The organism is Butyrivibrio sp. X503, from assembly GCF_003625475.1.
In the GTDB taxonomy this organism is placed as follows: domain Bacteria; phylum Bacillota; class Clostridia; order Lachnospirales; family Lachnospiraceae; genus Butyrivibrio.
Genome location: NZ_RAIQ01000004.1, coordinates 66,607 through 79,808, shown reverse-complemented (window position 1 = coordinate 79,808; position 13,202 = coordinate 66,607). Strand labels below are relative to the sequence as shown.

Genomic DNA, 13,202 nt, shown 5'->3' with positions numbered 1-13,202 from the left:
TTCTAAAAAAGTTTATTCTATGCTTGGGCTTTGCATTAGAGCGGGTAAGCTAAAGAGCGGTGAGTTATCCGTGCTTGAAGCTGTTCGCGGCAAAAAAGCCCATGTAGTAATAGTCAGTGAAGATGCTTCTGACAATACCAAGAAGCTATTTGCGGATAAATGTAGTTATTACAAGGTGCCCATTGTTTTTTTTGGAGACAAGGAGAGCCTGGGACATGCAATAGGTAAGGGTGTTCGAACAAGCCTGGTAGTTACCGACGAAGGGCTGGCGAAGTCGCTTTTAAAGAACTTACTCTTAGAAGATCAGTTTGGAGGAAATGTGAATGGCAAAAATTAAGATATCTGACCTTGCGAATGAGCTTGGATGCGAAGGAAAAGAGCTGATAAGCTACGCGCAGGAGAATGGAATAGAAGCGAAGCGTTCGAACAGTTCTATTGAAGAGTCCGATGCAGATAAGATCAGAAAGCATTTTAAGGGCAAAAAAACAAGTGCAGCAGCACCTAAAAAGGAAGAAAAGCCTGCAAAGGCAGCCGAAACCAAGGCTGTTGAAAAAGAGGTAAAGGAATCTAACGCAGAGGCTGCTAAGGCTTCAGCTGAAGATGCGCCCAAGAAAAAGAAGAAGATCATCATGGTTACCAACGCAGGTAACTCCAAGATGGGCGGCTTCAACGGACAGGGAGGAAACTCAGGTAATCAGAGACCTCGTGACAACAGACAGGACAGAGGCGGAAACAACAGACGCGGAACCTTCGCTCAGTCACAGAACGTATATCATCCTATCAAGCCTTTGACAGCACCTTCACAGCTTGACAGCTATGATAACGGATATAACAAGACTCAGCCCGCTGCAAAGCCCGCTCCCGCCAAGAAGGAAGCGCCCGCAGCACCTGCACAGAACCAGGCACCCGCAAGAGAGAATGTGGCAAAAGAGGCACCTCAGAACAGAGAAGCTTCAAGAGAGAGAACACAGGCTCCCGACAGAAACAGAGACAACAGAAATAATCGTCAGGGCGCACAGGGAAATGCACCCAGAGGCGACAGAAATAATTTCCAGAACAGACAGGGCGGCCAGAACGGCGGCTTCCGCAGAGATGACAACAGAAACGGCGGAGCAGGCCAGAACGGCGGCAAGTTCGGTCAGAGAAATGACAACAAGTTCGGCGGAAACAAGTTCGACAAGGGCGGAAGAGGCAATTTTGCAGATGCTCCTTCAGCTAAGGAAGGACAGGGCCGCAGAGACGAAGAAAGAAGAAGACTCGGTCAGGAGAAAGATAAGAGAAACAAGAAGGATCTTGCTTACGAGCAGGAAGAGATGATGCCAAGAAGTAAGAGAGTCGGCAGATTCATCAAGCCTGAGGTTAAGAAGGTTGAAGAACCTGAAGAGCAGATCAAGGTTATCTCTATTCCCGAGAAGGTTTCTATCAAGGAACTTGCCGAGAAGATGAAGATGCAGCCTTCTGTTATTATCAAGAAGCTCTTCATGGCAGGACAGGTTTCTACCGTTAATACAGAGCTTACTTATGAAGAGGCTGAGAATATCGCTATCGAATACGACATCATCTGCGAGAAGGAGATTCCCGTTGATATCATCGAAGAACTCCTTAAAGAGGATGAGGATGCACCCGAGACACTTAAGAAGAGACCTCCCGTTGTCTGCGTAATGGGTCACGTTGACCATGGTAAGACATCACTTCTTGACGCTATCCGTAAGACCAGCGTTACAGATCGTGAGGCAGGCGGTATCACACAGAGAATCGGTGCTTATACAGTATCTGTTAATGACCAGAAGATCACATTCCTTGATACTCCCGGTCACGAAGCATTCACAGCAATGCGTATGCGTGGTGCTACATCAACAGATATCGCTGTTCTTGTAGTTGCTGCGGATGACGGTGTTATGCCTCAGACAATCGAGGCTATCAACCATGCCAAGGCTGCAGAGGTTGAGATCATCGTTGCGGTTAACAAGATTGATAAGCCCAATGCAAATATAGACAAGGTTAAGCAGGAGATGACCGAGTACGGTCTTATCTCTACAGATTGGGGCGGAACAACAGAGTTCGTTCCCGTATCCGCTAAGTCAGGTGAAGGTATCGAGACACTTCTTGAGACCATCATTCTTACAGCAGATATCCTTGAGCTCAAGGCTAACCCCGACAGAGAAGCAAGAGGACTTGTCCTTGAGGCAAGACTTGATAAGGGTCGCGGACCTGTAGCAAACGTACTTGTTCAGAAGGGTACACTCCATGTCGGAGACTTCATTTCAGCAGGTGCAAGCTCAGGTAAGGTTAGAGCCATGGTTGACGATAAGGGCAATAAGCTTAAGGAAGCTCGTCCTTCACAGCCTGTTGAGATCCTCGGACTTTCCGATGTTCCCAACGCAGGTGAGGTATTCCTCGGACATGCTACGGATAAGCTTGCCAAGCAGTATGCAAATACTTATCTTCAGCAGCATAAGAAAGACCTTATTGAAGAGACTAAGGCTAAGATGTCACTTGACGATCTTTACTCCAAGATTGAGGAAGGAAGACTTCAGGAACTCAACATCATCATCAAAGCCGACGTTCAGGGTAGCGTAGAAGCCCTTAAGCAGAGCCTTCTTAAGCTTTCCAACGAAGAGGTTGTTGTTAAGGTTATTCACGGCGGTGTTGGTGCGATCACAGAGTCAGACGTTACTCTTGCCGCAGCATCCAACGCAGTTATTATCGGTTTCGACGTTCGTCCCGATGCTACAGCTAAGAGCATGGCAGAGCACGAAGGCGTTGAGATCAAGCTTTATAAGGTAATTTATCAGGCAATCGAGGAGATCGAGTTTGCCATGAAGGGTATGCTTGCTCCCATCTATGAGGAGAGAGTTACAGGACATGCCGAAGTTCGCCAGATCTTCAAGGCTTCCAAGGTTGGTAATATCGCAGGTTCCTTCGTTAAGGACGGTGTTATCAAGAAAGACTCCAAGGTTAGGATCACAAGAGACGGTGAGCAGATCTTCGAAGGTGACCTTGCTTCACTTAAGAGATTCAAGGATGACGCCAAGGAGGTTAAGGAAGGCTTCGAGTGCGGTCTTGTATTTGACGGATTCGACCAGATTCACGAAGGTGATATGGTAGAGGCATACGAGATGGTAGAGGTTCCCCGTACATAAGTGATATAGGGACTAAATGGCATAGATTGCTGTGCCGGCACAATGCAATCCGTATATCGCGGAAAGAATAATATATGAGAAAAAACAGCAATAAGAATAAAAGAATAAACGGAGAGGTTATGAAAGTTATTTCAGAGGCCATCCGATACAGTAAAGATCCCAGGATCAGCCCTATGACATCCGTTATGGATGTCGAGGTTGCTCCCGATCTTAAGACCTGCAAGGTATGGGTTACCGTCATGGGTAATGACGAGGACAGAGAGCGTACTTTGGAAGGACTTAAGAGTGCTGCCGGATACGTTCGCAGCACACTTGCTAAAGAGCTTAACATGAGATATACACCCGAGATCAGATTCATCATGGACGACTCCATTGAGTATGCGATCGATATGTCAAAGAAGATTGATGAGATAGCTGCCAAGGATAACGAGGCCAGAAGAGCCCGCGGAGAAGAGAATGAAGATTGATGAGTTAATGAACGAAGTAAGCACGGTCGGAATCGGCGGCCATATCCGTCCTGACGGAGACTGTGTGGGATCGTGTCTTTCGATGTATCTTTATATTAAGAAGAACTATCCCGATGTAAAGGCGACTGTTTTTCTTGAGAAGATACCTCCTGAGCTTATGTTTATAAAAGACGCTGAGCTTGTTAACAACGACTTTTCGACGGATGTAGAGTCTTTTGACTTATTTATTGCACTTGATTGTGGTAAAGAAAGACTCGGAGATGCCGAGAAGTTTTTTGACAACGCAAAGCGCACGGTTAATATCGATCATCATGTGAGCAATGAGGGAACGGGTGACGTCAATTACATCGTTCCTACGGCAAGCAGCGCATGCGAGCTTGTTTACGATGTCATAGATACAGATAAGATCGATGTGGAAATTGCCAAGGCTATTTACACCGGAATGGTTACGGATACCGGAGTTTTCAAGTATTCCAACACTTCACCCAAGACCATGAAGGTTGCGGCTGAGCTTATTTCCTACGGCTTTGATTTTGGAAGTCTTATCGATCACGTCTTTTATGAAAAGACATATCTTCAGAATCAGATACTTGGAAGAGCGCTTCTTGAGAGTATGCTTATGCTTGACGGAAGATGTATTGTTTCCGTTATTTCCAAGCAGACAATGGATTTTTACGGGGCATCAAGCAATGACCTTGACGGTATCGTAAGCCAGATGCTTCTTACTATCGGCGTTGATTGCTCGCTGTTTATGTATGAGATATCACCGCTTGAATATAAGGTTAGTCTTCGCAGTAACGGCGCGGTTGACGTTGCCAAGATAGCGGGACTTTTCGGAGGCGGCGGACATACAAGAGCTGCGGGCTGCACGGCCAACGGTACATGCCATGATGTTATCAACAATATAGTTAAGTATATCCATCACCAGATGGAAGAATAAAACGAATTTAAAGGTACCCATATAGTCAGTATTTGGGTACCTTTTTAAGAAAGAGCGTATGAACAATTACAACGGACTCATAAATATATATAAGGAACCCGGTTTTACCTCCAACGATGTTGTCGCCAAGCTTCGCGGCATTCTTCGTCAAAAGAAAATAGGTCACACCGGAACGCTTGATCCCGATGCTGTCGGGGTTCTTGTAGTGTGCCTCGGAACAGGCACCAAGCTTGTTGAGATGCTCACAGACCACGACAAGGAGTATATTGCAGTTTGCAGATTGGGCGTCGTAACGGACACTCAGGATATGTCCGGAAACGTGCTTGAGACAAGAGAAGTTAACGTAACAAGAAAAGAGCTTCACGAAGCGGCAAGAGCTTTTGTGGGAGACTATGATCAGATCCCGCCTATGTATTCAGCAATTAAACAAGGCGGAAAGAAGCTCTATGAGCTTGCAAGAGAGGGGATCGAGGTTGAGAGAAAACCCCGCCATGTACACATCGGCGCGATCACGATCCTGGATGATTCTCATCTTGAAAAAGAACACTTTTTTACCATGGAGGTTAAATGCTCCAAGGGTACTTATATCAGGACGCTTTGCCACGATATCGGTCAGAGACTTGGCTGCGGAGCGGCGATGCAGCATCTTACAAGAACCAAGGTCGGAGCCTTCGGACTTGAGGATGCGATCACTCTCACGCAGGTTGAAGAGCTTAGAGATGCAGGAATGCTAAATGAGATGATAAAGTCCCCCGAGTATATTTTCAGAGACCTTGATAAGATCCATGTCAAAGACAGCGCAAGAAAGCTTCTGGAAAACGGCAACAGCTTTAGGAAGGACAACATTCTCAGCGAAGATCCCGCAGACGTTAACGATACGGAATTTGAAGAGAGTATGTTCGTTGATAAAGACATGGTCAGAGTTTATTCCGAGGACGATACCTTTTTTGGTATATACAAATACAACGAGAAAACAAGGCAGTTTGACGTTGTGAAATTTTTCTATGAAGGTTAATGATGCGAATAATCAGTAAGCACGAAGAATTTAATATAAAAGACAAAACGGCGATCGCGATAGGTAAGTTCGACGGCATACATCTTGGGCACAGAGAGCTTTTATCAAGGATTGTCGATAAAAAGAAAGACGGCCTTAAGAGCGTTATATTTACCTTTGATCCGTCACCCGAAGAGTTTTTTATGGGGAAAAAGATGCCTCAGCTCTTTACAAGAGATGAGAAGAGAAGGGCATTTGAAAAGCTCGGCATAGATATCCTCGTTGAGTTTCCTCTTAACGAAGTGACCGCAGCTACGCATCCCGAGGACTTTGTAAGACGTATTTTGGTAAAAGAGCTTGGTGCAAAATTCATTGCAGCGGGATCTGATGTCTCTTTTGGCGACAAGGGAAAAGGTGACAGCGCGCTTCTTGAAAGCCTTAGGGATGAGCTTGATTATGAACTATGCATCATTGATAAGGTGCAGGTCGACGGAGAGGAAGTAAGCTCAACAAGAGTCAGGAACGCTGTTTCCGACGGAGAGATGCTTCTTACAGAGAGGCTTCTTGGTGATAAGTACAGCGTGAGCGGAAAGGTGCAACAGGGTAACCGTATAGGCAGAACCATCGGAGTACCCACGGTAAACATTCATCCCGAGAAGTACAAGCTTCTTCCGCCTTACGGAGTTTACAGCAGCACTGTGGTTATCGGGGATAATGAATACAAGGGCATGACCAATATAGGCAGAAAGCCTACCATCTCTGAAAAAGAGCGGGTTGGCGTCGAGACCTATATCTATGACTTTGATGAAGATGTTTACGGAAAGTTCATAGAAGTACGGCTCGGAGCCTTCGTAAGACCCGAGATGAAGTTTGAGAGCATTGATGCTCTTAAAGCCCAGATCAAGCAGGATTTAAAGAATTCATATGAGTTATGACAGTTTGTTATAGCGGCCAAAGTTGTTAACAAACTTGACAATAATTGTAAACAATGATATAACATAATGCGTGCAGAATTAGAGCTGCACGCATTATTTTTTAGTGATAGAAAAGGAGAAAGAGATGAAAAAAAGTGGAGTAAAGGTGCTCGCGGGGATTGCAACTGCCGGAATGCTTGCAGTGACAGGTGCTTCAGGACTACAGACGATTGCATGGGAGATGCCTACAGAGATAACCGAAAGTGTTGAATATAAGATGGAGGAGAATGATTCGAGTTTAATAAGTAAAGCTCATGACGAAACATATAAATATTATGTTTGTAATAAAAAAATATATAAGGATCCTCAGCTGGTAGATACCTTTGATAAAGCTATAAATGTAATTATAACTAACAGAGAAAGATATGCTCTGGTCAATATTAAAGGATATGGTAAAAAAGTTTTAATTCATGCGATGGAAGAGAATTCGGATAGTACGGAAACACATCATATAAAGGTTTATACCGAACAGGGAAAGGGTAAGCCGCTTAGAATGGTAGGCGAGTTAAAAACAAATATGGCTATTAAAATAAAGGATGGCGTTATATATGCATGTAATGCACGTTCATATGAAACATATTTAGTCACTCCTGACGGTAGGAGCTTGGTTCATAAGGACTATATTGATTACAGTAACTGGTACGGATATACAAATACGTCTGCCTCAGAGAGCACCAGAAAAAAATTCACGGGAAAGAATAAAGAGGCAACCGAGTTAGTTAATAAAACATATAAAATTGCCTATAATTTTAATTTCGCCCCCGGTTGTGCCAGCAGCTGAATAATTCTTTACACGTTTGAATTTATATGCTAGAATTAGTAAGTTGTTGGGAGACTGACAACTGTTACAGAACTACCGTTACTGATGGATGCGGATACTCCAACCCGTTCTCGGTAATCGGCGGATTCAAGTTTTATAGTTTTTATAAGGAGAAAGAAATGATTACAAAAGAGAAAAAGACAGAAGTTATCAGCAAGTTTGCAAGAAAGGCCGGAGATACAGGTTCACCGGAGGTTCAGGTAGCTATTCTTACAGAGAGAATTCACGAGCTCAACGATCACCTTCAGAAGAACCCTAAGGATCACCACTCAAGAAGAGGTCTTCTTAAGATGGTAGGTCAGAGACGTAGACTTCTCGGATACCTCAAGAATAAGGATATCGAAGTTTATCGTAAGCTTATCGCAGACCTTGGTCTTAGAAAGTAATCTGATTAAAAAGGCGGGATGAGGCTGACATATGTCAGTCTGTTCCGCCTTTACTTTTTTATACCGTGAAACCAAGCGGATTTCGCAGTATAAAGACACATTTACAATGCAAATATGATATGCGGATTCAAAGTTGTAGCAAAGTGCGTGAAAGGCAAGTTACTAAAAGGCACGCTTTTTGCTATAACCTTGAAGCCTGTATATCATATGAAAGCTTATATGATGAAAGGATGGTTAATATGGTAAAGACTTACACAATGGAGCTTGCCGGACGTACTCTTAAGGTTGAGATCGGCAAGGTTGGAAAACAGGCTAACGGATGTGCATTCATGCAGTACGGAGATACAACAGTTCTTTGTACAGCTACTGCTTCAGCTAAGCCCAGAGACGGAATCGACTTCTTCCCTCTTAGCGTAGAGTACAGCGAGAAGTTCTACGCAGTAGGAAAGTTCCCCGGCGGATACAACAAGAGAGAGGGTAAGCCCTCTGAGAACGCGATCCTTACAAGCCGCGTTATCGACAGACCTATGCGTCCTCTTTTCCCTAAGGACTACAGAAATGACGTAACAATCGAGACAATGGTAATGGCAGTTGATCCTCAGTGCCGTCCCGAGCTTGTAGCTATGCTTGGTGCATCGGTATCTGTTTCAATTTCCGATATTCCTTTTGACGGCCCTTGCGCTATGACACAGATGGGTATGATCAACGGTGAGCTCATCGTTAACCCTACTCAGGAGCAGTGGAACACAGGTGACCTCAAGCTTACTGTTGCATCAGTAGGACAGAAGGTTATCATGATCGAGGCCGGCGCTAACGAGATCCCCGAGGAGAAGATGAAGGAAGCTATCTACAAGGCTCACGAAGTAAACCTTCAGATCATCGAGTTCTTCAAGGGCATCGTTGCAGAGGTTGGTAAGGCTAAGCACGAGTACACAAGCTGTGCTGTTCCCGAAGAGCTCTTTGCAGCCATCAAGGAGATCGTTCCTCCCGAGGAGATGGAGAAGGCAGTCTTCACAGATGACAAGCAGACAAGAGAGAACAATATCGCAGAGATCACAGACAGACTTACAGAGAAGTTTGCTGAGAACGAAGAGTGGCTCGCAATTCTCGGTGAAGCTATATATCAGTATGAGAAAAAGACAGTTCGTAAGATGATCCTCAAAGATCACAAGAGACCTGACGGACGTGACATCAAGCAGATCAGACCTCTTTCAGCAGAAGTTGATCTTATTCCCAGAGTACACGGAAGTGCTATGTTCACTCGTGGACAGACACAGATCTGTGACGTTACAACTCTTGCACCTCTTTCAGAGGCTCAGAAGGTTGAGGGAATGGATGCTTTCGCTCAGGACAAGAGATATGTACATCACTACAACTTCCCTGCATACTCAGTAGGTGAGACAAAGGTTTCAAGAGGACCCGGACGTCGTGAGATCGGTCACGGTGCACTTGCAGAGAGAGCACTTCTTCCCGTACTTCCCAGCGTTGAAGAGTTCCCTTATGCTATCCGCTGCGTATCAGAGACATTTGAGTCTAACGGATCAACATCAATGGCTTCAACATGTGCATCTTGCATGTCACTTATGGCTGCAGGTGTTCCTATCAAGAAGATGGTTGCAGGTATCAGCTGCGGTCTTGTAACAGGCGATACAGACGATGATTTCATCGTTCTTACAGATATCCAGGGTCTTGAGGACTTCTTCGGAGACATGGACTTCAAGGTAACAGGAACCAAAGACGGTATCACAGCTATTCAGATGGATATCAAGATTCACGGTCTTACAAAGCCTATCGTTGAGACAGCTATCGAGCAGTGTCGTGAGGCTAGATTCTTCATCATGGATGAGTGCATGAGCAAGGCGATCGCAGAGCCTCGTAAGGAAGTTAACCAGTACGCTCCCAAGATCGTATCTGTTCAGATCGATCCCGAGAAGATCGGTGATGTTGTTGGTCAGAGAGGTAAGACAATCAACGAGATCATCGCTCGTACAGGTGTTAAGATCGACATCACAGATGATGGTAAGGTTTCAGTTTGCGGCGAGGATCAGGAGATGCTCCAGAAGGCTGTAGACATGGTAAACATCATCGTTACAGACTTTGAGAAGGGTCAGACTTTCACAGGTAAGGTTGTAAGCATCAAGGAGTTCGGTGCATTCGTTGAGTTCGCTCCCGGCAAAGAGGGAATGGTTCACATCAGCAAGATCTCCAAGGAGAGAATCGATCGCGTAGAGGATGTTCTTACACTTGGCGATACAGTTAAGGTTGTATGCCTTGGTAAGGACAAGATGGGCAGAATCAGCTTCTCAATCAAGGACGCTAACTAATCGCGAGAGCGGAACTTCTTTATAACAAATAAATCACAAGGGGCCGGCATGTAATTGCATACCGGCCTCATACTTAGTTAAGGACATTAAAATGAGTAACACAAAAGAGACAATAAATGAGATAAATAAGAGACGTACCTTCGCCATCATTTCCCACCCCGATGCAGGTAAGACAACTCTTACCGAGAAGTTCCTTCTTTACGGAGGAGCGATCAATATGGCGGGAAGCGTTAAGGGTAAGGCTACGGCAAGACATGCTGTATCCGACTGGATGGAGATTGAGAAGCAGCGTGGTATTTCCGTTACTTCTTCTGTTCTTCAGTTTAACTATGAAGGCTGCTGCATCAATATTCTTGATACTCCGGGACACCAGGATTTCTCGGAGGATACATACAGAACACTTATGGCTGCGGATTCCGCTGTCATGGTAATTGACGCCAGTAAGGGTGTCGAGGCTCAGACAAGAAAGCTTTTCAAAGTCTGCGCTATGAGTCATATTCCGATCTTTACATTTATCAATAAGCTCGACCGTGATGCCATGGACACCTTCGATCTTCTCGATGATATCGAGAATAACCTCGGTATCGCTACATGCCCTATGAACTGGCCTATCGGATCAGGTAAGAACTTTAAGGGTATCTATGACAGAAGAGAAGGACATATCGTTACTTTCTCTGAGACTCAGAAGGGTACCAAAGAAGGTAAAGAAACTATCATCGAGCTTGACAATAAGGCTGCGATAGACAGTGAGATCGGTCAGGATGCATATGAAAAGCTTCAGGGCGAAATAGAGCTTTTGGACGGAGCAGGTGCAGAGTACGACCTTGAGAAGGTCAGAGCCGGTGAGCTTACTCCTGTATTCTTCGGATCGGCTCTTCAGAACTTTGGCGTTGAGCTTTTCCTTCATCACTTCCTTAAGATGGCGACTCCTCCCACAGGAAGAGCATCATCGGACGGAGAGGTGATCGATCCGCTTGAGAGTGATTTTACCGCATTTGTATTTAAGATCCAGGCAAACATGAACAAGGCTCACAGAGACAGGGTTGCGTTTATGAGAATCTGCTCCGGAAGATACGATGCAAGTAAAGAAGTTAAGCATGTACAGAGCGGCAAGGTTATGAGACTTTCTCAGCCTCAGCAGCTTATGGCAGATGAGCGTAAGATCTTAAGTGAAGCTTACGCAGGTGATATAATGGGTGTATTCGATCCCGGTATTTTTGCGATCGGTGATACGGTATGTATGCCAAAGGATAACGTTGTTTATGAAGGTATTCCCACATTCGCACCCGAGCATTTTGCAAGAGTACGTCAGGTAGATACCATGAAGCGTAAGCAGTTCGTTAAGGGTATTACTCAGATCGCTCAGGAAGGTGCGATACAGATCTTCCAGGAGTACAACACGGGTCTTGAGGAGATCATCGTAGGCGTCGTTGGAGTACTTCAGTTTGACGTATTGAAGTTCAGACTCCAGAGCGAGTACAATGTAGATATTATTTTGGAAAATCTTCCTTACGAATATATCAGATGGGTTGATAACGACGATGTTGATATGTCCACACTTGTCGGAACATCCGATATGAAGAAGATCAAGGATATGCACGACAGACCGCTTCTTTTGTTCATCAACGAATGGAGCGTAGGCATGACAATGGAGAGAAACAAAGGACTTGTTCTTTCAGAGTTTAAAAAGAACTAAAGGAAAACGTTATGGTTAAAGGAAAGAGAATAATTGCGGTGGTCATGGCACTTATGATGATCACAGCAACCGGATGCTCATCAAAGGGCATAGACGAATATCTTGAGACACTCGGACTTAAAGATTCCGAGTATGATGAGGCTACGGAATCACAATCAGCATCAAACTCTTCGGAAGGCAACTCTTACTACGTTACTTCCGATGAGGACACAACAGATAATTCCGGTGACGGATCCACACATGTCGAACAAAATGTTCAGTCGGATTTTGAGACTTTTTATAAGAAGCTGACGGGCGCCGAAGAAAAAGAGATGCAACAGGCAAGGGAAGACATCGGTCTTACCGAAGAAGGCATCGCCGAAATGAAAAAAGAGCAGGAAGGCAGATATTATTATGAAAAGCTTTCCGAGGCGGGCAAGAACATCTATGTTGAGATTCTTGCCATTCTTAAAACCGAATCCGACCAGGTGGCTCTTTCTGCTGTTCTTGAGGATGACGCGGTTGAGAAGGTCTTTAGCCATGTTATGAACGATCACTGCGAGATTTTCTGGGTTGACGGCTACAAGCTTACCAAGCATAAAGTCGGTAATGACGTTAAGAAGCTGACATTTACGGGCAATTATCTTTATGATAAGACCGAGATTGAGAGCAGACAGTCCAAGATCAACGAGTATGTAAGCGAATGTCTTGCCAATGCTCCTTCATCCGATGATGACTACTACGCGATCAAGTATGTTTATGATTATATAATCAATCATACCGAGTATGTATCGGGAGCGCCCGACAATCAGAACATCTGCTCGGTATTCATCACAGGTAAGAGCGTATGTAACGGCTACGCCAAGGCTACACAGTATCTTCTGGAAAAGCTCGGAGTAGAGTGCGTTTTCGTGGAAGGACTTGTACAGACGGATCAGGGTGAACCGGGTAAGCATGCTTGGAACCTTGTTAAATCCAATGATTCCTATTACTACGTGGATACAACCTGGGGTGATTCTTCTTATCAGGGCTTAGGAGGCAGTAGTTTTGTTGAAGAGACCAAGGTACTCGATGTAAATTATGATTATCTTTGTGTTACGACCAAAGATATCATGGAGACACATACACTTTCCGATATTGTGCGTATGCCCGAATGCAACAGCTTGGCCGACAATTATTATGTCAGAGAAGATGAGTATTTTAAGAGCGATGACATCAATCTTGTGAAGGATCTTTTTGACAGAAGAAAGAAGGACGGAAGCGATAACGTCACCATCAAATGTGCCACAGATGAAGTGTTTGATTCGCTCTATAAGAAGCTTATCGATGAGAGCGTGGTTTTTGAATATGTCGGTGATGATAAAGAAACCGTATCCTATACGGTATTTAAGGATTCAAGGACCATTATATTCTGGCTCTGAGGTATTATCGAGCCTGGAATTATGGTATACTGATATAAGATTTTATACATGCAGAGGT

The 13,202-nt window shown here is 44.7% G+C and carries 11 protein-coding genes; all 11 read left to right on the top strand.

Annotated elements, in window-relative coordinates:
* Positions 1–19: 19 nt before the first annotated feature.
* Positions 20–337: a L7Ae/L30e/S12e/Gadd45 family ribosomal protein gene (locus tag D6853_RS08140; protein ID WP_120657900.1), complete on the top strand. Its 318-nt coding sequence runs from the start codon at positions 20–22 to the stop codon at positions 335–337.
* On the top strand, positions 324–3,143 hold the full coding sequence (infB, locus tag D6853_RS08135) for a translation initiation factor IF-2 (RefSeq protein ID WP_120657519.1): 2,820 nt from the start codon (positions 324–326) through the stop codon (positions 3,141–3,143). The genes D6853_RS08140 and infB overlap by 14 nt, the downstream gene beginning before the upstream one ends.
* Before the next feature lie 74 nt (positions 3,144–3,217).
* Positions 3,218–3,610: a 30S ribosome-binding factor RbfA gene (gene rbfA, locus D6853_RS08130; RefSeq protein WP_092248392.1), complete on the top strand. Its 393-nt coding sequence runs from the start codon at positions 3,218–3,220 to the stop codon at positions 3,608–3,610.
* On the top strand, positions 3,600–4,550 hold the full coding sequence (locus D6853_RS08125; protein WP_120657518.1) for a DHH family phosphoesterase: 951 nt from the start codon (positions 3,600–3,602) through the stop codon (positions 4,548–4,550). Before rbfA ends, D6853_RS08125 begins: the two co-directional genes overlap by 11 nt.
* 58 nt (positions 4,551–4,608) lie before the next feature.
* Positions 4,609–5,565 (top strand): tRNA pseudouridine(55) synthase TruB, encoded by a 957-nt coding sequence (gene truB / locus D6853_RS08120; RefSeq protein ID WP_120657517.1) that lies wholly within the window; start codon positions 4,609–4,611, stop codon positions 5,563–5,565.
* 2 nt (positions 5,566–5,567) lie between these two features.
* Positions 5,568–6,479: a bifunctional riboflavin kinase/FAD synthetase gene (locus tag D6853_RS08115; RefSeq protein ID WP_120657516.1), complete on the top strand. Its 912-nt coding sequence runs from the start codon at positions 5,568–5,570 to the stop codon at positions 6,477–6,479.
* A 124-nt stretch (positions 6,480–6,603) separates the two neighbouring features.
* Positions 6,604–7,299: a hypothetical protein gene (locus D6853_RS08110; RefSeq protein ID WP_120657515.1), complete on the top strand. Its 696-nt coding sequence runs from the start codon at positions 6,604–6,606 to the stop codon at positions 7,297–7,299.
* A 158-nt stretch (positions 7,300–7,457) separates the two neighbouring features.
* The gene (gene rpsO, locus D6853_RS08105; RefSeq protein WP_120657514.1) at positions 7,458–7,724 is read left to right on the top strand and encodes a 30S ribosomal protein S15; all 267 of its coding nucleotides are present in this window, start codon (positions 7,458–7,460) and stop codon (positions 7,722–7,724) included.
* A 239-nt stretch (positions 7,725–7,963) separates the two neighbouring features.
* A complete protein-coding gene (locus tag D6853_RS08100; RefSeq protein WP_120657513.1) occupies positions 7,964–10,048 on the top strand; it encodes a polyribonucleotide nucleotidyltransferase in 2,085 nt (694 codons plus the stop codon).
* Positions 10,049–10,139: 91 nt separating this feature from the next.
* Positions 10,140–11,744, top strand: coding sequence for a peptide chain release factor 3 (locus D6853_RS08095; protein ID WP_120657512.1), 1,605 nt, complete (start codon positions 10,140–10,142; stop codon positions 11,742–11,744).
* Positions 11,745–11,755: 11 nt separating this feature from the next.
* On the top strand, positions 11,756–13,144 hold the full coding sequence (locus D6853_RS08090) for a transglutaminase domain-containing protein (protein ID WP_120657511.1): 1,389 nt from the start codon (positions 11,756–11,758) through the stop codon (positions 13,142–13,144).
* Positions 13,145–13,202 lie beyond the last annotated feature (58 nt).